17 protein-coding genes are annotated in these 21293 nt (G+C 53.0%); 12 read left to right on the forward strand and 5 right to left on the reverse strand.

The genetic code is table 11. The features are described 5' to 3' along the window. Positions 1-39: 39 nt before the first annotated feature. Positions 40-1251, reverse strand: coding sequence for a chromate transporter (locus tag AAFN83_RS02880; protein WP_347766901.1), 1212 nt, complete (start codon positions 1249-1251; stop codon positions 40-42). Positions 1252-1412: 161 nt separating this feature from the next. Here AAFN83_RS02880 and AAFN83_RS02885 point away from each other — a divergent pair, with 161 nt between their 5' ends. From AAFN83_RS02885 to AAFN83_RS02895, 3 genes are all read left to right on the forward strand, one after another. After that, complete coding sequence (locus AAFN83_RS02885) at positions 1413-2378, forward strand: patatin-like phospholipase family protein (RefSeq protein ID WP_347766902.1); 966 nt, start codon at positions 1413-1415, stop codon at positions 2376-2378. Positions 2379-2633: 255 nt separating this feature from the next. Further along, positions 2634-3845 carry an S-layer homology domain-containing protein gene (locus AAFN83_RS02890; RefSeq protein ID WP_347766904.1) on the forward strand — a complete coding sequence of 404 codons (1212 nt, stop codon included), beginning with the start codon at positions 2634-2636 and terminating at the stop codon, positions 3843-3845. Between the two features lie 14 nt (positions 3846-3859). After that, positions 3860-10498 (forward strand): hypothetical protein, encoded by a 6639-nt coding sequence (locus AAFN83_RS02895; RefSeq protein ID WP_347766906.1) that lies wholly within the window; start codon positions 3860-3862, stop codon positions 10496-10498. A 146-nt stretch (positions 10499-10644) separates the two neighbouring features. On the opposite strand, the gene AAFN83_RS02900 is transcribed toward AAFN83_RS02895, so the two are convergent. Further along, positions 10645-10953 carry a hypothetical protein gene (locus tag AAFN83_RS02900; protein ID WP_347766907.1) on the reverse strand — a complete coding sequence of 103 codons (309 nt, stop codon included), beginning with the start codon at positions 10951-10953 and terminating at the stop codon, positions 10645-10647. 70 nt (positions 10954-11023) lie between these two features. After that, a complete protein-coding gene (locus AAFN83_RS02905) occupies positions 11024-11992 on the reverse strand; it encodes a DUF1385 domain-containing protein (RefSeq protein ID WP_347766909.1) in 969 nt (322 codons plus the stop codon). 177 nt (positions 11993-12169) lie between these two features. On the opposite strand from AAFN83_RS02905, the gene aroQ reads away from it, so the two are divergent. The 4 genes from aroQ (at position 12170) to AAFN83_RS02925 (ending at position 15779) form a co-directional block, all read left to right on the forward strand. Then, the gene (aroQ, locus tag AAFN83_RS02910) at positions 12170-12613 is read left to right on the forward strand and encodes a type II 3-dehydroquinate dehydratase (protein WP_347766910.1); all 444 of its coding nucleotides are present in this window, start codon (positions 12170-12172) and stop codon (positions 12611-12613) included. Positions 12614-12618: 5 nt separating this feature from the next. Beyond that, a complete protein-coding gene (locus AAFN83_RS02915) occupies positions 12619-13692 on the forward strand; it encodes a M24 family metallopeptidase (RefSeq protein WP_347766912.1) in 1074 nt (357 codons plus the stop codon). Between the two features lie 104 nt (positions 13693-13796). After that, positions 13797-14354: an elongation factor P gene (efp, locus tag AAFN83_RS02920; protein WP_347766914.1), complete on the forward strand. Its 558-nt coding sequence runs from the start codon at positions 13797-13799 to the stop codon at positions 14352-14354. Positions 14355-14522: 168 nt separating this feature from the next. Next, a complete protein-coding gene (locus AAFN83_RS02925) occupies positions 14523-15779 on the forward strand; it encodes an aspartate kinase (protein WP_347766916.1) in 1257 nt (418 codons plus the stop codon). A gap of 90 nt (positions 15780-15869) precedes the next feature. On the opposite strand, the gene AAFN83_RS02930 is transcribed toward AAFN83_RS02925, so the two are convergent. Further along, the gene (locus AAFN83_RS02930; RefSeq protein WP_347767364.1) at positions 15870-16793 is read right to left on the reverse strand and encodes a DMT family transporter; all 924 of its coding nucleotides are present in this window, start codon (positions 16791-16793) and stop codon (positions 15870-15872) included. Between the two features lie 111 nt (positions 16794-16904). On the opposite strand from AAFN83_RS02930, the gene pdxR reads away from it, so the two are divergent. Continuing rightward, a complete protein-coding gene (pdxR, locus tag AAFN83_RS02935; RefSeq protein WP_347766918.1) occupies positions 16905-18329 on the forward strand; it encodes a MocR-like pyridoxine biosynthesis transcription factor PdxR in 1425 nt (474 codons plus the stop codon). A gap of 80 nt (positions 18330-18409) precedes the next feature. Here pdxR and AAFN83_RS02940 read toward each other — a convergent pair whose 3' ends face one another. Then, positions 18410-18868 carry a DUF441 domain-containing protein gene (locus tag AAFN83_RS02940; protein WP_347767366.1) on the reverse strand — a complete coding sequence of 153 codons (459 nt, stop codon included), beginning with the start codon at positions 18866-18868 and terminating at the stop codon, positions 18410-18412. Between the two features lie 270 nt (positions 18869-19138). Here AAFN83_RS02940 and spoIIIAA point away from each other — a divergent pair, with 270 nt between their 5' ends. The 4 genes from spoIIIAA to spoIIIAD are packed head-to-tail and all read left to right on the forward strand — an operon-like array spanning position 19139 to position 21257. Beyond that, on the forward strand, positions 19139-20125 hold the full coding sequence (spoIIIAA, locus tag AAFN83_RS02945; protein ID WP_347766919.1) for a stage III sporulation protein AA: 987 nt from the start codon (positions 19139-19141) through the stop codon (positions 20123-20125). Then, on the forward strand, positions 20119-20640 hold the full coding sequence (locus AAFN83_RS02950) for a stage III sporulation protein AB (protein ID WP_347766921.1): 522 nt from the start codon (positions 20119-20121) through the stop codon (positions 20638-20640). Before spoIIIAA ends, AAFN83_RS02950 begins: the two co-directional genes overlap by 7 nt. A 14-nt stretch (positions 20641-20654) precedes the next feature. Next, positions 20655-20858, forward strand: coding sequence for a stage III sporulation protein AC (spoIIIAC, locus tag AAFN83_RS02955; protein WP_347766923.1), 204 nt, complete (start codon positions 20655-20657; stop codon positions 20856-20858). Positions 20859-20867: 9 nt separating this feature from the next. Then, on the forward strand, positions 20868-21257 hold the full coding sequence (gene spoIIIAD / locus AAFN83_RS02960) for a stage III sporulation protein AD (protein ID WP_347766924.1): 390 nt from the start codon (positions 20868-20870) through the stop codon (positions 21255-21257). Positions 21258-21293 lie beyond the last annotated feature (36 nt).

Genomic DNA, 21293 nt, shown 5'->3' on the forward strand with positions numbered 1-21293 from the left:
AAAGGCGGACAACGCGATTCAGGGTTCAAGGACGTAACCCTAGAGGAAGCCGAGCAGCATCCCGCCGAGAGCCCCTGCAATCACCACAATCCATGGCGGGAGTTTCCAGAACACGAGCATCAGGAAGAGGATCGAAACCAAGGCGAAGTCAGCTGGTTCAACGACCGCTGTCGTCCAGAGCGGATCATAAATTGCCGCCAGCAAGAGGCCGACGACCGCCGCGTTCATCCCGATGAAGGCTCCTTGTACCTTGGCGTTCTGCCGCAATGCGTTCCAGAACGGCATGGCCCCGACAATCAAGAGATAAGCTGGCAAGAAGATTCCGGCTGTCACGAGAAGCGCTCCCTTGATTCCTCCCATCAGGGCACCCAGATAAGCGGCAAACGTAAAGAGCGGGCCGGGCACAGCTTGAGCCGCGCCGTAACCGGCCAAGAAATCCATTTGGCTCACCCAACCGGGTGGGACGACTTCCCGCTCCAGCAGCGGCAGAACGACATGTCCGCCGCCAAATACAAGGGAGCCGGACCGATAGAAGCTGTCAAACCAAGCGAGGCTACCTGCCTCTGCTCCCTGCCGAAGCAGAGGCAGCAAGAGCAGAAGACCGCCGAAGATAGCCAGACATAGAGCTCCCCAACGACGATGGATGGGAATGGTTAGGGGAACGGTAGGGGAAGCACTCTTGCTTCTGTAGAGCAGGACGCCAACAAGACCGGCTAGGGCGAGCACCAGAACCTGACTGAACACCGAATGCCACAGAAGGGATAGGGCAGCGCTCAGTACGGCGATGGTTGCCCTTGTTCTGTCGGAAGCGAGCTTTTGCCCCATGCTCAGAATAGACTGGACCACGATCGCTACCGCAACAAGTTTAAGACCATGAATCCAGCTCGCCCCTCCCAGATCGAATCCTTGCATGAGAAGTGCGAACAGAATCAGTGCGATGACGGAAGGCAGGGTAAACCCCAGCCATGCGACGACCCCGCCGAGCATTCCCGCGCGGATGATGCCGATACCGATGCCAACCTGACTGCTGGCCGGACCGGGGAGGAATTGGCACAGTGCGACGAGGTCCGCGTAGTGCCGTTCGTCCATCCACTTGCGACGGCGGATATACTCTTCGTGGAAATACCCAAGATGAGCGATCGGTCCTCCGAACGAGGTGAGACCCAGTTTTGCAGAAACCAGGAAAAGCTCGAGAAGACGCTTCCGGTTTCGTCGGGGAATGGGTTGTGACGGATCGAAGGTAGGGTTCATTCGCGGTGCGCCTCCTTTTGCATAGGAATGATCGGTCTTATTATAGCTCGCGCTTCGACAGAGAGCATGAGTTCCATCTTCATATTCAGAAGGAATGCGGACATTCTCTCGGCTCATAGGGTCTTACAAGGCCAGTTGAGCGAAAAAGGAGAGGGCGCCCAGTGGAGGTCAATGCGGTCTTTCAAGGAGGCGGGGTCAAGGGGATCGGACTTGCGGGAGCAGTCTGCTCAGCAGAGAAGCACGGAGTCGTCTTCGAAAGGCTTGCCGGCACGTCTTCCGGCGCCATCATCGCAGCCCTCCTGGCGGCGGGCTATACCGGAGAAGAATTGAAAGAGATCATTCTAAAGACCCCCTTTTCCACCTTCTTGAAGCATTCGCCCCTTCATCGGGTTCGCTGGCTCGGTCCGGCGGTTCGACTCTATTTCAAGAAGGGGCTCTATTCGGGCGATCGAGTGGAGAACTGGGCGGCCGATCTGCTTGCGGCAAGGGGGATTCGTCGATTCGGGGATCTTCCTCAGGGAAAGCTGCAAATCATTGCATCAGATATCAGCAACGGCCGATTGCTTGTTCTTCCGCAGGACATCGTACGCTATGGCATGGCGCCGGAACGGTTGTCCATTTCGCGTGCGGTGCGGATGAGCACAAGCATTCCGTTCTTCTTCGATCCGGTCATTCTGCGCAAACGCTATCGAATCGGGGAAAAAGCGGAGCCGTTTCGCGACCAATTCGTTTACGTGGTGGACGGGGGCTTGCTGAGCAACTTCCCCCTATGGCTCTTCGATAAGGATATCCATGATCCCGTCGATCCGGTACCCACGCTCGGCTTTCAGTTGGTCGGCCGCGTCGAGCAGGCTCCCCATCCGATCGTGGGGCCGCTGACAATGTTCCGGGCATTGTTCAGCACGATGATGGATGCCCATGATGAGCGCTACATCGACGAAGCCGAGGGGTTTCGAACGATCAAGATCCCATCGGCAAACGTGCATACGACTGAATTCGAGATCAGCGGGGAGAAGAGCCTGGAGCTGTTTGAGGAAGGGAAGCAAGCCGGAGACAAGTTTTTCCGCAAATTCAGCGTGGATCGCTATGCCAAACTCTATGCCCAAAGGATGAAAACTTCCAAATGAGGTTGATTCTTGCCAAGAGAGCGGTATAATAAGAGGAACAGGATATACGTGAAGACGGAAGCACCGTCTTTCCTTTTAGGTAAAGGGAAAGATGGTGCTTCTTTTTTGTGTTGGGCGACATGAAAAGGAGGAAATGACCGAAATAGGAAGAAATATGCTGAGAAACCTTCAAGCGGGCGTGAAGTTCTTGTTTGATGGTGTCGGATTGACAGAAGATCAGGTGCAAACCATTCCATAGAAAGAGGGAACATCCTTATGAAGAAGATGGAGAACGGAAGACAAAGACATTCGGTTGGTCTGCGAATTGGAGCCTTGTTGGTTACGGCGGGGCTTGTTATGAACACGGGGGCATCCGTCCAGGCGGATGCGACTCCTGTGGGGCAAGTAACGGGAGTAGCCGCTTCAGTGACGTTTAAAGACATTTCTTCTCATTGGGCGAAGGCTTCCATTGAACAAGCGGTGAAGAAGGGCTATGTAAATGGATATGCCGACGGAACCTTTCAGCCGAATCGGCAAATCAGCAGGGCGGAATACACGAAGATGCTCGTGAGTGCGCTTGGCTTGGAAGTTGTGCCGCAAGAGGGCGGCAAGTGGTACGATGCCTATTTTGCGGCGGCTTCTCAGGCCGGGATCACCTCAGCCGCAGAGTTCAACAACAACGTAGACAAGGCCTTGACTCGCGCGGAAATGGCACGACTAGCCATGAAAGCCTTGGGCGAGAAGAACACAGACGCCAAGAAGTGGATGTACCTGACAACCAAGGCCGGCATTATGAGTGGAAGCGGTGCGGGCGATATTGGAGCGGATAAGACCACGACCCGGGCCGAATCAATCACCGTGATCGAGCGGATCTTGACCGTGAAGAACGGCGCAACGTTGAAAGCGGATAAGTACGCCGTACAGGCGGCGGAGCTCTATTGGCACAAGACCAATATTTTCACGGTAATGCCGGAGTTCTTCACGGATACGAAATATCCCACCATTTATAATCCGAATGACTTGTTTATTGAATCGACGGATAAACAGTATTACGCCGTAGTCGATGCGATAGTAGCTATTGATCTGGCCGATCCAAAGGATCCGAATTTGAAGCTTTTACCACCACTAAAGAGCTTGAGATGGGATAATAATGTACGAAATGGTGGAATGCCTTTAATTAACTACAAGGATAGCTATGTGATCCTTGTTCAAAAACACATTGTTCGAACGAATGAAAAGTATGGAAACGACTTGCTTGCAATTTTTTATGGATTAAGTGACCAGGGAAAGAATGATGAATTTCGTAAAGGAATCCTAACTAAGCCGGCAGGCCTTTATGAAGAAGGTGGATCTAAGACTGCTATCTGTGCGACTGTTTTTCCTAAGAAAGGAAGCAAAACTGAAGACGGGGGATTCCGGCTTGTCCTTAGCCCACCAGTCAATAACTCCAATGTAAAATCAGTGCTGTTTGCCAATCCTAACTTCTAAAGGAGGCAAAAAGCTTGAATAATAAAAGGAAACTCGGAATTGGCGTTATCTCTTTTCTAATAATGGCTATCTTCACGCAATTGATGTTTAGCCTGACCGGAGGATCTGTCGCTAATGCGGAGTCGGTGACAGTTCCTTTTTCCTACGACTCCAGTGTTCAGCGCCTAGGGGATGGAAGTTATGGGCCAAACTCGTTTGCGACCGCAAAGGTCTCATTCTCCAAGCAGGGGTATACCATAAAGCGAGCATTTTACAAGGATCTCAAAACTGGGTATGATAAACAACTGGTTTTAGACAAGACCGGGAACTGGTCCGGCAACGTTGATGGTCTGGAAGTTCAAGTAGAATCAAACGACAATTTTAATCAAGGCTGGTATGCATGGGATCGTTCTGGGGGAGCTTCTTCTAATGTTTGGAGAGCACAAGGGTCCGGCGCTTGTACAGTTGCTCCCTTAACAGCTAATTCCGGAGGCTGTCTAAAAAGTAGTACCCCGGTAACGTATAGCATGGTGAGTGGATATAAGGTGCCGGATTTCCCAGGAGTAGTCGATACCCAAATATCCTATAAAAACAAGATAACAATGTCTTACTTTCGAAAGGGAACTCAGGAGCCCGTAAACCCTTCTATAGTTGCAGCACCAAAAACAGGGGGTATAAAAGTATATCCTGATAGTTCACGCCAAATAATTATTAAAATGAATGATAAATGGACTATTAGTGAACGGATGTCTATGCCCGATTCCTCCATCCAAAACCTCCGTGTAACAAATGTCACGGATAGCTTAAACTACGAAATCCGTATGAGCTTGGACTTCAACCAAAAGGATATTTACCAGCCATGGAGTTCTCCTGGTGCTGCGATGATGGTTTACATCTATTCCTTCAAATCTACTGCGGAGTCCGTCACCTACCGCTATCCCTATGAGGTTACCTTTGAGATAGAAAAGGACCCACCGCTAACCACTCCGCCCATCACCACTCCTCCACCAGGTCAGACCCCAACGCCTGAAGCAGCTTCCATCACCGGAGATTTCGACATTCTCCCCGGAAACACCATTGAGTATCGGGAGTCGGTTGCTCTGCAGCCTAAGGACATACGAACCACTGGGACTTGTACCTATCGGTATCACGAGTTCAGAATGGTCAATGGTGCAACATGGACTTCCAGCAAGCAAACCGGAAAAACTGATCGGATATCGTTCACCTACCCCGACAATTATCCTGCCCCAATAAGCGCAGGGACCGTTACCGTGCAAATGAAGGTCACCGGATCCAACTGCTCAACGGACTGGATCACGAAAACTCTCTATGTAAAAACACCAGCAAACAACCATCCTCCTTTCTTTAAACTCGGATGGTTTATCGATGGCGACTATACTAGCACGATTCCCCTTACCCGAGTCGTTGAGGGAACAAAGGTAATGGTACGGATCATCGATGACCCGAATTCCAACCCTGTTTCCCCCAGTGATCCAGATGGGGACCCATTCAACTTAACAGGATGGGATTTTAGTAAGAGCACGAGCTGGGTATCCAGTCTGCCGGACCAATACTCGTTCGATCCACTTGCGGAAGTATTGAGTGGGATTGAAACAACGTCCGTTGGTTACCAGAGGGTTTATGCAACCTTGGCAGACACATTCGGGGCTTCGTACACGGCAGGAGCATCCCTGGAAGTCGTGCCTAAGAACCCGATACCTGTAATAGAAGGCCCTAAGGTTGTTAAAGAGAATCGCCCGGTTCCAGAGGACGCTTTCAGCTCAGCGAAGAGCTACAGTCCAACTGGCCGGAAGATCGACCATGCTAAGGACGAATGGACCAACAAGCAGACGATGTACACCAATGGAACTGACCATGACATTCAGGTAACCGTCAAGCTCCATGTGTGGGATGATGGGTCGCCTGCGCTCAAGTCGCTTTCTCCTGCAGAACATATTCTTACCGTTCAGCCTGACTTACCCCCGATCGGCAAGCTGGATGTTGCTCCGCTTACGTTACGCGGGCTTCCGGTCACGATCTACAATAAATCCTACAGTCCGGACGGAGATCCGCTTGTAGCGGCTTACTATTGGTACAAGTACGATGCCAACAATAACGGCTTCGATGATGATGGATGGCAATCTCTTCCCGGAACAATGGAGAAGGCCACCTTTACACCAACCAAGGTAGGCAAGTACCTCCTCAGGGTTCGATCCGATGAAGAACGGAAACAGGGGAGCTATGGAGAAGGGCAGTTGGACACCATCAACCAAGCGCCAACAGTATCCTTTGTTATCGAGGGGAAGAACGAACAACCTCAACCACCGAATCGGCAAGAATATCCTGAAAATACGATCCTGACCAAATGGTCACTGATGCAAACCAATACGAATACGCGGACCCTGCTTAATGGGTGGGGGGATTCGAACAACGTTCTTACTGGGGGGAGTGGTAAAAAGGCTGAGGACTTTAAAGGATACATGATTGATAAAGATTGGATGGGATATCGATTGTCGCGGTCATGGGCAAATTACTATACCGATGCTGGGTATGGTTCGAATGGGTTAAACCCTTATCGCACAATGACGAACAGCATAGCAAGCAAAAGTCAGCCTTTGCTTGCGGATAAGGATGATGGTAGTGGATTAACCATTGTGTCTTATACTGACCCTTCTAAGGCCCGTGTGCAGACCACTAGAGATCGAATCTACTACGAGTACCATGGTGCTCTTTACGCAATGAATAAAGAGCGCATTCCTGATTATGAGTTAGTTAATGTCATTGATGCCAGTGGTCCAGCAGTAAAGATCCAGTCATCCCCTACCTACAAAGGGGCAAGTCCAATCGATTACAAAATTATCGCTCCGTATTCGTATACAGATTACGAGTATAGATATCAGGTCGCTGATAGCACCATTTATCAAGTGATTAGGCGGTGGGATGCGGGAGCCTACAAGTATGAGATCCGAACTTATGATCTCAATACGGGTCAATTTATAGCGAAGAGAGATGGACTTTATGGCTATGACTGGAATGTTTTTGGACATAAGGATAATCTCCAACTCATCCTCTCCCAATTCGGCGGGTGGGCACCCACGTATAAAGGAACCACAATCGATAGAAACGCAAATATAGTTAGAGAAGCAACATTGCCTCTAATGGAAAACATAAGATATAAGAATGAGAACTATGATACGGTAGAGGACACCTATCGACCTTCTGAATTCTTTCAAGGTGTTGACGGTGAATTCTATATTTACGAGATGAAGTACAGGTCTTATGAACCTTTCTATAGTAGTTCTACCGTGGAAGTTTATATCGATCGTTTCAATTCTGATTATTCTTTGGCATGGAGAACCAGATTGCCGGGTCCCTATGCTGATTACAGTTACACTTTTTCAGGTGCAGCAAGTGATCAGCGCGAATCACTCGCTACGATGTCTGTGAATCCGATAACCAGGGAATTACTCGTGAGGTCATACTCCTCAGATTTCATGGGGTACATTTCTTACTTTAATTCCATCAACATGGATACCGGGGCCTCTGTCTCAACATCTAGGCAGGTTTCTGTCTCAAGTCCAACGTACAGGATTGAATCAGATGGATCCTATTCTGATGGGACGTTCGGATATGCCAACAGTGATGGGCTATACACTTCTGGCAAGTCGGTTAAGGACAGGAATGGTAATACGGTTTTAGATGGAGACAGTGTATCAGCCGGAGGGACGATAAACTTCAAAACGGATGGATATTTCGGATCAGCAGCCGGAACAAACGAGCTTTTTCATTCTCAATATGTTGGGGATGGGATACTACTATCCTATTTCACGGAGAAGGGATCGTATCCTGGAGGATACGCCTACACCAGTCTGAATTACATCCCCTGGTTGAGTGTGGGAACGCCGTCTACAACCCCTCAGACCTTCAGGGGCTTTTCATTGGGGCAATTTATGTCCAATACAGTGGAAAGTGATACTGAGTTCAGTTTCATGTTGACAATGGATAACGCACAGAAGTACCAAGAGGATCTGGCAGGATTTTCATTCCGAATGCAAGACGGTAAAAATCGTTATGCGGTTGAGACGAGTGGAACGACACTATACTTGGTCAAGTATATAAACGGGACTCGCAGCGTGCTTTCCAGCCGGCCCTATCCGTTCCAGAACAAGGAACCGTACAACTTCAAGCTGAAGGCTCTTGGGTCAGCGCTTACTGTCTCGGTGAATGGAGTGCCGATGCTATCCGCAAGTGATAGCACCTTTGCATCGGGAAAATTCGGGCCATTCTCGGATAAGGAACACGTGAGTTTTTCTGGAATCAGCACGCTCCAGGTGGTAGAGCCTGATATTGACTGGTTCACCGGCTACGCCATATGGGAGCCAGCGACTGGGAAAGCGGAGGTTCGGTACAGTAGCATTCTTTACAGCGATCCAGAAAACGATCCGAAGAGTGGAGATAGTAAATGGAACTATCAACACAAACCGCGCTTCTTAAACAATCAGGGCTTGTCTGCCATGAACGGAAAGACGTTCACAGGTCCCCAGGTTTCCTTTGACAAAGTAGGCGATTATCTCATCACGCTTCAGGATCGAGACGACCCGAATCCCGATTACCTTTACCCGAACATGCGCTTTGCTGAGTATCGGATGGATTCAAACGCCTATCAAGTCAAGATGACCGTGCATCGACGTCCCGTAGCGGACTTCACGTTGAAGGGTAATCCAGACGGTACGATTTCCTGGACGGACACAAGCTATGATCCTGACAGATGGATCAGCGATTCGAACTACTCCACGGAGTCCACAGGAATTGATTACAGGGCTACCAGAGGCATAATGGAGCGAAAATACACCTATGCATCTCCCAGCGGAGTAAAGGGGACGGAGAAGCTCGTCCGGCCTACGGAAAAGGGAGTGTACAGCGTCACACTTCAAGTGAGGGATGAGTACGGCGCATGGAGTGAGCCTGTTACGAGGGAGATCGGAACAACGGTCATTCCGCCGGCGAATATCCGGCCTACCGTGTATCTCACTCATCCGAGCGGTGCCAAGGCCAGTCCGAGCTTTACGACATCCACAAGGCCCACCGTATCCTGGAATCAGTGGGATGACAGCGGGTGGATCCGCGGGTACCAGGTCAAGGTGTCGAGCGAATCCGGAACCCCCATTTCCGAAAGCGGGGAAGTCAGCATCGCCACCACAGCTGGCAGCTGGAGCTGGCAGACGGGAACCCTTCCTCGTGGCCAGAAGCTTCAGGTGCAAGTGAGGGTCACGGATGGAGAAGCTTGGTCCGACTGGTCCAACATCGGGTGGATACAGGTCAATCAGCCGCCTTCCGTCACGCTGACGAACCCCATCGGGACCAAGGAAAATCCACAAAAGATACTGGACGAGCTGAGACCAACCCTCCATTGGACGACGGGGGATCCGGATGTCAGCTTCGGGGCGAGGACAAAAGCGTTTCGTGTTCTCCTCCAAAGGGCAAACGGCGATGTGGTCTATGACTCGGGTACAAAAAGCGGGGATTGGCCGCTAGGCAACCAGTCGATGAAGGTTCCCCTCGATCTGCCGACCAATGTCCCCCTTAAGGTTATGGTACGCACCTATGATGGGGATCTCTGGTCCGAGTGGTCGAACGAGGAATGGCTGTTCATCAACCGACGGCCTTCGGCTCTCATCTCTTATCCGGCTGGAACGGCGGGTAACCCAACGGTCGTCGCAAGGTTCCCCTCAATTGTTTGGACACAAAGCGACCCCGATCCAAGAGCGGTTTTTCCCTTGTTCCGCGTACAAGTTTATACCATAGCGGGAACACAGGTTTATGACTCCGGCAATCTAGCAGGAGCGGAGGGAAGCGAAACCTGGGAAGAACGGGCTCATGAGCTTACCAAAGCATTGACGCCCGGGCAGGTCTACAAGGTTCAGGTCCGTGTTTATGACGGATACGATTGGGGAGAGGATTCACCGTTTGCCTATATGGTGGTGAACCGTGCGCCAACGGCGGAGCTTGTTATTCCCTCCCCAATCTATGAACAGGATACGCCTACCTTCGCGTTAAAAGTGTCTGACCCGGACGGGGATCTGCTTCATGTGACCGTGGAGGGAGTCTTGAATGGAGAGCGTGTAGAAGTGGGGCGCTGGTTGGCGGTTTCGTCCGGGACGACCCTCACGTTCCCGCATGGACCGCTGCCTGCTGGGATGCATTCCCTCTCGGTGAGGGTCACGGATCCTTACGAAGAACGGTTCGAACGAACATGGACGTTCCCGGTTCTTCCTCTCGCGATAACGGGTGAAATTCACCATACACCGGAATGGGAGAACCAGCGGGAACGATGGAACGCCGCTCATCCGAAGGTGCAGCGGGCCGCAGATGTCTTCTGGGCGGGAGAGGCGCTTGTCCTCCAAGCGGTTGTCACGGACACGGGAACAGACACTCGTCCAGAGCGTGTTACCGCCAGGCTGATGACCCATGACAAGACGATTGCTCTCTTGGGAAATGACCGCGTTCATTTTCGCGGCACGTTGAACGATCCTGCCCTAACCAAGTTGGATAACGGCGAGCATTGGGTTCGTTTTACGGCCTATTGGACCAACGGCGCGATTACGACGACAGACGTTCCCTTCCGCATCAAGGGGAGCCTCTACCAAGTAGTCGTCAACCAGACTCGACATTAGTCTCTCTATTTGGAAGTCTTACTCCACAGTCCACACAAAAGCCCCGATCAAGAGAATCTTGATCGGGGCTTTGTTTAGTAGCAAGCTTCTATTCAAGCGATGCTGGGTTCCATAGAGACTGCTGCGAAACAAGGTGCCGCTGCTCCTTAGTGGTAACGAGGCGGCTCGTCCTCCGAGTCCTTGTTTCCGGGAATGACACGGAAGGGGACGGTCTTGCTTTTCTTCCGCGCTTCCTCGTAGCGACTCGCCGAGGGACGAGCACTTCCTGATGGGCGATAGCCGCTGCTGCGCGCTCGATTGCCCAGATAACGATTGTAAGCGAACAGCCCGCCAATCAAGAGAATCGGGAGCAGCAGAGTGAACGGGTTGGAAATCAGACTGACCAGGACACCCCAGATGGCGAGTCCATAAATGATGTAATCCGTTGTGGAGAAGTACATCCTTCTGCGGTTCATGTGCGATTCCTCCTTTGGAGTTCCCCGGTGATGGGGCGGCGAACTGGCGAGTTGTGGATCGAGAGGAAGGTCAACTGGCGATGCTGGGCTGCGTTACTTCCACAGCAGCAAGCTCTTTGTCGAGCTCCAGCATCCGGTTGAAGGAGGCCAGTGAGACTTCGACCATGTCGTCCTGAGGTTCTTTGGTGGTTAACAATTGCAGCCACAGGCCGGGGTATCCCAGAAAACGAAGCACGGGGATGTCTCGCACAGAGTTGGTCAGCTTCAATACCTCGTAGGAGACGCCGATGACGACGGGAATGAGCGAAATGCGTTGAATGGTCCGCTCCATCAAGCTGTGGTATTCAAAGATCGGGAAGGAGTAAATAATAACTCCCGTGATGACCGTCAATACCATGAAGCTGCTTCCGCAGCGATAATGAAGACGACTGTATTTCTGAACGTTGTCAACGGTCATGTCGGCACCCGCCTCATAAGCGCTGATTACCTTGTGTTCGGCTCCGTGATATTGAAACAGCCGTTTCACAGGGGGAGTCAATCCGATCACATAAATGTAAACGAGCAGAAGTGCAATCTTGATGATCCCTTCCAACAAGTTGTGAAGCACGAAGTTGTCGAATAGCCTGCTGAAGAGAAGGGACTCCACAAACATCGGAACGAGCGTGAAGAGCAGCTTTCCGGCCAGGAAGGAGAGAATGCCGACGACGGCTACTCCGAGAACAAGTCCGAATCGTTCGAAGAAGCCAGGCTCCTTCTTGGCGGCCTTCTCCTCGTCGCTTTCTTCTTCGGCGAAGATATCCGCCGAAAAGTTCAGATGCGCCGTTCCTTTAATGGAAGAATCGATAATGGCCACGAGCCCGCGCAGGAAGGGAACCTTTTTCAGCGTTTGAACCCAGCTTCGTTCCACTTTGGGAACCTCGAGAAAAGCGAGCTCCGAATTTTTGCGGCGCACCGCGGTAACATTTGCTTTTTGACCGCCGAACATGACGCCTTCAAGAACGGCCTGACCTCCGTAGGATGGAGTTTTTGGTTGAGACAAGGGGGTCACCTCTTTGCTTAAGTTCAGCAGGATAGATGCTTTCTTATATTGTAACCATTTTGGAGAAGAGTTGCCACTTGTTTGCGAGAAGCCCAACTGTAAAAAGAAGTTCTCAAAACCGGGACGGCTATGGTAAAATGGCTAAAGTTAACCGTGTCAACGGGATGGAGGACGGTCATGCGCAGCATCCTAGTGCTTAACGGTCCCAATCTGAACATGCTTGGCGTTCGTGAACCGCATGTCTACGGATCGGAGACCTTGGACGATATCGAAGTCCGGCTGTCGGAGCGGGCAAGAGAGCTGGGGCTGGAGCTGGAATTCGTGCAGTCCAACTACGAAGGCGATCTCATCACCAAAATCCATGAAGCTTACGGCACCAAAGACGGCATTCTGATCAACCCGGGAGCGTTCACCCATTACAGCTATGCGCTGCGGGACGCTCTTTCTTCGGTTCAACTGCCTGCCGTCGAAGTGCACCTCTCCAACATCTACAAGCGGGAGGAATTCCGCCACCATTCCGTGACGGCTCCCGTCGTAATCGGACAGATCAGCGGCTTTGGGTCTTACGGCTATGAGCTGGGCCTCGCTGCTCTTGTCCGCCATTTTGAAGAAAAAGGGTGACGACCATGGATGTAGTACGCGTGACAAAACTACGCAAGGAACTGGAGGAGCGCGGACTTGAAGCGATCCTCATTACGAATGAGTTCAACCGCCGCTATATCAGCGGCTTTACCGGAACCTCGGGCTACGTCCTCGTGACAGCTGATCGCGCATGGTTCCTCACGGATTTCCGTTACACCGAGCAAGCGGCAAGCCAAGCCGTCGGCTTTGAGATCATCATGCACCAGCCGAATGCGATTCTCTCGGTGAAAGAGCTCCTCGAAAGCGTACATATCAAGAAGCTGGCCTTTGAACAGGACGACCTCTCTTATGGAACGCATCAATCGTATGCTCGCGATCTGAGCGGCATTGAGCTGGTACCGGTATCCGGTCTCGTTGAAAAGCTTCGCATGTTCAAAGATGAAGCCGAGCTCGACATTCTCCAGCAAGCGGCGGATCTGGCGGACCGGACCTTCTCGCACATCCTGACCTTCCTGAAGCCGGGCGTAAGCGAGATCGATACGGCTCTTGAGATGGAGTTCTTCATGCGCAAGAACGGGGCGACCTCGTCTTCCTTCGACACCATCGTAGCTTCCGGTGAGCGTTCTGCTCTTCCGCATGGAGTTGCATCGGAGAAGGTGGTACAGACAGGCGAACTGGTCACGATGGACTTCGGCGCTCTCTATAAGGGCTACTGCTCCGACATCACCCGCACAGTCGGGATCGGTAAGGTGAGCCCCAAGCTGCGCGAAATCTATGACATCGTGTTGGAAGCAAACCTGAATGCCCTCGCCCATTTGAAGCCGGGTATGACCGGCAAGGAAGGCGATGCCTTGGCACGCAGCGTGATTGAGAAGGCTGGGTACGGCGACCGCTTCGGTCACGGAACCGGCCACGCGGTTGGGCTGGAGGTTCACGAACACCCCCGACTGTCCCTTTACTGTGACACGGTTCTGGAACCGGGAATGGTGGTTACGGTGGAACCTGGCATCTACCTGCCAGGCATCGGCGGTGTCCGTATCGAGGACGACGTCGTCATTACCGAAACGGGCATTCGAATTCTTACCCGCTCCACGAAAGATTTTTTGGAAATTGGGTAAAAATTCGGTATACTGGGGACGCTTGCTGGCAGCGAGCGTCCTAGGGTGAGAGAATTCCGGCTCACCTGAACTGGCAAGTCCCCATTTTTGAGGAGGTTGTACTAGTGATTTCAGTTAACGATTTTAAAACAGGCCTTACCATTGAATACGATGGAGATTTGTTCTCGGTTGTCGAGTTCCAACACGTTAAGCCGGGCAAAGGCGCTGCATTCGTGCGCTCCAAGCTGAAAAACCTTCGCAACGGCAACGTTGTTGAAAAAACGTTCCGCGCCGGTGAAACCGTAGCCCGCGCTCACGTAGAAAACCGTTCGACCCAGTTCCTGTACTCGGCTGGAACCGAGCATACGTTCATGGACACCGAAACCTACGACCAATTCGTCCTCACCTCCAAGCAATTGGAATGGGAATTGAAATTCCTCAAGGAAAACATGAGTGTCAACATCATCAGCTACCAAGGTGAAATCCTCGGAATCAACCTCCCGAACAGCGTAGTGCTGAAGGTCACCGAAGCCGACCCGAGCGTGAAGGGCAACACCGCTACCGGTGCCAGCAAGAACGCGACGGTGGAAACCGGCCTGGTCGTTCAAGTGCCGCTCTTCATCAACGAAGGCGACGAGCTTCTGATCGATACCCGGGAAGGCAAATACATCTCCCGCGCGTAAGCGATGCGGCAGAAGTGACGGGGGAAGGGGCGGACCTTGCGGGCCGCCCTCCTTTCTATACCCGTATGCCTTTTTTTGTTGAAACGTAACTTTACTGCCGCAATGCGGCATTCGTATAAAGGATTATTTTGGCGTTGAAGATTATGTTTAGGGGAAGAGGTGGACGCGTTGTCCTTGGTCGTGATGAAATTTGGGGGTAGCTCGGTTGGGGATGCCGAGCGGATAAAGCGAGTGGCATCTCGGATTGTGGAACGCAAGAAGGAGGGCAACCGTTGCGTGGTGGTTGTATCGGCCATGGGAGACACAACCGATGACCTCGTTGAACTGAGCCAGCAGATTGCCGGCAATACACCGCCTGCACGGGAGATGGATATGCTGCTCACCACCGGGGAGCAAATCTCGGTGGCGCTTCTCTCCATGGCCAGTCAACAGCTTGGGGAAGAAGCCGTTTCGTTTACCGGCTGGCAAGCCGGAATTCAGACGGAGGCTGTGCATGGCAAGGCGAGAATCCAGGAGATCAACCCGGAGCGCGTGCTGAAAGCACTCGAGCAGGAGAAGATCGTCGTCGTGGCCGGCTTTCAAGGGTTTACCGAGGAAGGCGAAATCACGACGCTCGGACGCGGAGGCTCCGACACAACGGCGGTTGCGGTTGCGGCTGCGATTAAGGCCGATCTGTGTGAGATTTACACGGATGTGGACGGGATCTACTCCACCGACCCGCGCATCGTCAAGGTCGCGCGCAAGCTGAAGGAAATTTCCTACGATGAGATGCTGGAACTGGCCAATCTCGGGGCAGCGGTGCTTCATCCGCGAGCCGTGGAATGCGCCAAGCACAACAAGGTGAATCTCGTCGTTCGATCGAGCTTTACCCATAACGAGGGCACGCAGGTGAAGGAGGAAGCAGTCATGGAGCAAGGGATTGTAGTGAGCGGGATCGCCTACGATAAAAATATCGCACGCATCAGCATTCTGGGAGTACCGGAGCGGGCGGGACAGCTGGCTGCGGTCTTTACGGCGCTGGCAAATGAGAAGATTGACGTGGATATCATCGTGCAAAGCGGAATCGTAGAGAATCAAGCGGAGTTTTCCTTCTCCTTGTCGGGTTCCGATGTCGATCGGGCACTTGCCGTGATCGAAGGCCTTCGCCCCACGGTTGGCTTCCGCAGCGTAAACTCCGAAACGGGCTTGGTGAAGGTGTCCATCGTCGGAGCCGGTATGGTCAGCACACCAGGTGTAGCGGCGAAGATGTTTGCAACCATCTCCGAGCTCGGCATTTCCATCAACATGGTCAGCACCTCGGAAATCAAAACCTCCTGTGTCATTAACGGCGAACGGCTGAATGAAGTGATTCAGGCCCTGCATACGGCATACGGACTGGACACCGATTCGGCCGTCTTTGTCGGCGGTCCATCGGAGCGTCGTTAATTCGTTCTCATAAGTTAGAAGGAAACACCTTTAGGTGACCACGCTCTTGATCATTCGGAGCAGCGGACACCTGAAGGTGTTTTTTTCTTCTCATGCTGCAATTTGTTCGTTGGTTTTTGCTTTGGCGATGACGAGAATTCCCATCACGATCGCGCCTCCTCCAAGCCATTGGACACCCGATATCGTCTCTTTTAATAGAAAATAGGAGAACAGCATGGAGCTAAATGGCATAAGGCTGGAATAGGCGGCCGCTGTATACCCGCTGCATCTTTTTACACCCCTGTACCATAAAACATAAGACAGCAAAGTCACGACCAGGCCATACCAGACCAAGGACAACCACCCCTGGACATCGAGATGAACAAGAGAGGAGACGGGATGCTCAAAAAGAGCAAGAGGGAGACAGGCGGCCAGTGCTAATGCCGATACAAGTAGAGATTGCTCCAATGGGGTCAGCTTGTTGCAGGAATTACTTTTCTTCCGGGTCGCCTGGATTCGAGACAGAAGTGAAAAGAGCGCTTCACTTGCGGCGGCGCACAAAACGAGGGCATTGCCGACTAAGCTCGAAGTGCTAAGCTTCATCCATTGGATTCCTTGAATCAGGAACAGACCAACCAGTGTACAGAGAATTCCCGCTGCCGCTATCCTACCCGCCTTCTCCCTGAGAGCAATCCGGATGAACAAGCAGGTGAGCGCAGGTGCGCAGCCAATCATGATCCCGGCTTCCATGGAACTCGTGAAGTGCAAGCCAACCAACAGAAAGGCCCGAAACAAAAATATTCCAAAGAAAGCCTGCAAGCCTATCATCATCCAGTCTGCTTTACGCAACTGACGAAGGGAGCAGACCAGGTTTGCTGCACAGAAGGGGAGGAGGAGAAGGAGCGCAAGAAGAAGACTGCATGCCGTAATCGTAAAAGGCTTCAAGGTGGGGAGGAACCGGACTGCAATGACAGAGGTTCCTGCCAGGGTAAAAGATAAGAATAAAGAAAGCCTGCCGCTCGAAATAAAAGCCATCGCTGCCACTCCTTCACGGGTAAAAAAGACTATGCTATGATCCTAGCAAGCCGCTTGGATGGCTTCCATATCCAGTTATGGTCATTTATTTCATACCAGTTGGAGGGTCTTATGTGGGATATTGTCTTGACTCGGCATCGGGAGCAATCCCTTTCCCGGCAGCTTTTCTTTCAGATCAAGGATCTGATACTAGAAGGAAAGCTGAATGCTGGAGAATTGTTGCCCTCTAGTCGGTTCCTTGCCAAGGAGCTCGGCATTTCTCGAAGCACCGTTACAGAAGCCTACGACATGCTGCAAGCCGAAGGCTTCGTGGCCGGTCGGCAGGGCGCTCGTCTGAACGTATTAGAAGGGTTAAGCTTGCATCAAGGATCAGCCAAGCGGTTGGGGTTGGAAAAGGGGAAAGAGCGCTGCGAGCCAACGCGCCCCTTCTGGATTGACTTCAAAACGGGACAACCGGATGTTCACCAGTTTCCTCATTCCAGGTGGAGGCAATTGCTGACACGGGCTTGTGATCGGTTACGCGAAGAAGATATGGGGTACTCGGATCCCGCAGGGTATGAACCGCTCCGCAATGAGATATGTGAATGGCTGTTTCGAACACGAGGAATAAATGCAGTCCCCCAAGATCTCTTCCTTACAGCGGGAACTACCCATGCCCTCAGTATCCTCGTTGACCTGCTTGCAAGCAAGGAGCTCCCGATTGCGGTCGAAGATCCATGCCATTCAGCAGTTATTGAAATCGTAAAGAGCCGGGGGTTCCCCTATACAGCCATCCCGGTGGACGAGCATGGACTCCAAACGGCTTTCCTTGCAGCCCATCCGTTTGCTGCCCTATCTGCCGTATATGTAACTCCCTCTCATCAGTTCCCGCTCGGCGGGATTTTTCCAGCCGAGCGCAGAGCGCAACTGGTTCGCCGCGCTCGCAGTAAGGGGTTCTACATCCTAGAAGATGATTACGACAGCGAATTTCGTTATGAAGGAGCGCCCATTACGCCCATGTATTCGATGGACCGTGAGCGAGTGCTTTACATGGGTTCATTCAGCAAAACGCTCTTTCCAGCCCTTCGGATAGGGTTTGTCCTGCTTCCGCCCGAGCTGCATGGGCCGTGGCTGCATGGCAGGAGATACCTCGATGTGCAAAATTCGATTCTGGAGCAAGCGGCGCTGGCCGAGTTTTTGCACACGAGAAAGCTGGACGCTTATATCAGGCAAAGCAACAAACGATATGCGGACAAGCGAAGGGTTCTTTGTGAGAGCATTTCGCACTATTTTGGGAGCAGAGCCGTCTTTCATGGGGATCGTTCGGGCCTTCACCTTGTCCTGCAAATCCCGGGAATGGCTTTTGGGGAGGAATTTCTCGCCAACTGCAAGGAAAAGGGAGTTAGGGTGGAGCCTGTTGAACGATATTGTCAGGAAAAAGGGAGGCATCCCGATAAGCTCCTTATGGGATACGGGCACTTAAGCCTTGAAGAGATTCCCATCCAGGTGGAGAGTTTTTATCACTTTTTGAGTGAGGTTGATCGTGGAATCCGATAGGAAATGACGATCCCAGCCTATAATAAAAACCCCCCGGCTATTGAGCGAACGAGCGCTTAATAGCCGGGGGGTTTTGATTTTTATCGACTGAACAGAAGCTGGAACGCCTTCAGCAAGAGGGAAGTCAAGCCCGCGGCGAGCAGCGGGCCGACGGGGATGCCGCGCAGGAAGATGATGCCGAAGATGGAGCCGATGACGAGGCCGATGACAATCTGAGGATCCAGCTTCAAGAGGATCAGCCCGCGGCCGTTCAGATAAGCGGCGAAGGCCCCGCCGATGAGAGCGAACAGACCGGCGGGAGTCAGCAGGACCGCCCCCACGTCGCGAAAGGTGATTCGACCGCTGGCAAAGGGCACGAGTACGCCGATGGTCAGAAAGAGCAGGCCGAGCTCGAGTCCTCTGCGCTCCAGCATGGGCAAAAATCGCTCCAGCTTCATCAGGTTGAAGGCGAGCAGCACACAGGCTGCCGTGGTGATGATGCTGGAGCGGCCGGCAAGGCCGACGACGATTAAGATCAACAGCATGAGGTTGCCGTTCATCACTGGAACATCAACTCCGCTTCACGGGAGATCCGCGCGCTAGCCGCGTGCTTCATTAAATGGCGTCTTGTCCCTGTAATGTATGAGCGGGTTGTCCGTGGTAGAACAAACGCCTAAACCAGGGGACAGGCGCATAGGCTAACAGCAGAGGAATGACAAGATTATCTTTTTGAATCACTCAAAATGAGAGAGTACTATTTTTGCGGACGGGGCATATATTGGGATCAGACAGGCAAGCGGCTTGACCAGATGCCACAGGAGGGACGAACCATGAACGATTCCATTCACGATCTGCTTCCGCCCGGAATCCAAGCGGTTCTCTCCAAGCTGCCTGGAGAGGTCGTGCGAACGCTGGAGGAGATTCGCATCCGCGAAGGCCGGCCGCTTGAGATTCTCTATGGAAGCCGGCACGGGTTCCCGGATGCGTTCGGCCGACTTTCGCCTTTCCCCGAACAAGCCTATATCCCGAGTAGGGAGGAGTGCGTCCGACTCCTGGACGTCTTGACTCGCCACTCCCTCTACAGCTTCGAAGAAGAGCTTCGACGGGGGTACATTACCGTAGCCGGAGGCCATCGCATCGGGCTCGCCGGACGGGCTGTACTGGAAGGCGGCAAGGTCAAGATGTTGAAGGACGTGACCTCCTTCAACATTCGCTATGCCCGCCAGGTGAAGGGCTGCGGCGGCCGAGTGCTTCCACAACTCCTCGACCGGGATGCAACCACGGTTCATCATACGCTGGTCCTTTCCCCCCCGCAGCAAGGGAAGACCACGCTGGTTCGCGACCTGGTGCGCCTGATCAGCGAGGGAACGCGCGAGCTTCCCGGCGGCCGGAAGGTCGGGGTTGTGGACGAACGGTCGGAGATCGCAGCCTGTGTCCGCGGAGTGCCGACCTTCGATCTCGGTCCCCGGACCGATGTGCTGGACGGCTGCCCGAAGGCGGAGGGCATGATGATGATGATCCGCTCCATGTCGCCGGAGGTGCTGGTGGTAGATGAGATCGGGACGCTCCAGGATGCCGAGGCGGTGTGGGAGGCGATGAATGCGGGGATTCGCGTCATTGCCACCGCCCACGGCCGCGACTTGGAAGAAAGCGGCGGTCGTCCCGCTTTGCGGAAGCTCTTGCAGGAGGGAATCTTTCGGCGCTTCGTCCAGCTCACCCGCCAAGGAGAACGCTTCGATGCAAGGGTGAAGGAGCTGGCCGGGCCAAGGCTGCGACAGGCACGAGCGCCTGACGAGCTGGAGGTGAGGCGATGCTGAAGACATTTGGCGCGCTCCTGATCCTGATAGCCGGGATCCTCTTCGGGCTCTTTCAATCGCAAAGCCTGGCTCGGCGGCCCAAGCAGCTTCGCCAGCTGGGGCTGGCCCTCAAGCGGCTGGAGACCGAGATCGGCTACGGCGCAACGCCTCTGCCTGAGGCGTTGAAGACGAGCGCCGTCTCCTTGTCCCCGCCGCTTGCGGCAATCTTTCTCGATGCGGCGGAGCGGATGACGGAGCCCGGCACCGTCCGGACGGCAGCAGAATGCTGGAGCGCGGCCGTTCAAAGGGGCTTTCCGAGGACGGCGCTCAAGGAGCCGGAGCGGGAAGCGATCCTGCAGCTCGGCGCCACGCTCGGCATCTCCGATACGCAGGATCAGTTGAAGCACCTGCATCTCGCCCTGCACCATCTGGCTGTGGAAGAAAGCCATGCATCCGACGAGGAGAGGCAATACGGCAAGATATGGAAAAGCCTGGGTGTGCTAGGGGCGGCGCTCGTCGTCGTGATCATGTTGTAGGACTGAGGTGCCTTATGAATATCGATGTCAACGCGATATTTCAAATAGCCGGAATCGGCATCATCATCGCGATGATCCATACCGTGCTGAAGCAGATGGGCAAGGAGGACATGGCCAGCTGGGTGACGCTGATCGGCTTCGTGGTGGTGTTGTTCATGGTGGTGAACATGCTGAGCAGCCTTTTCAAGGAAATCAAAACCATCTTCTTGTTCCAATAGGAGGACACCGTGGAAATCGTTCAGCTCGTCGGCATCGCCATCATCGCCACCGTCCTCGTTCTCATCGTGAAGGAGCAGAAGCCGATGTTTGCCTTCCTCTTGGCCATGTTCACGGGCATTCTGATCTTCCTGTTCCTTCTCGGTAAAATCTCATCGATCATTCAGGTCTTGGAGGACCTGGCCGCCAAATCGCAGGTGAAGCCGGTGTTCTTCAAAACCATCCTTAAGATTATCGGGATCGCTTATATTGCCGAATTTGGTGCCCAAATTGTGCGCGATGCCGGACTGGAGGCGATCGCCTCCAAGATCGAACTCTCCGGCAAAATTCTCATCATGGTCATGGCGATCCCGATCATCACCGTCATCGTCGAGACCGTCATTCGTCTCATACCTGCATGACGGGCCAGTTCGCTTCACCGGAGGGATGCCGACGTG

The organism is Gorillibacterium sp. CAU 1737 (genome assembly GCF_039888655.1).
Classification (GTDB): domain Bacteria; phylum Bacillota; class Bacilli; order Paenibacillales; family NBRC-103111; genus Gorillibacterium.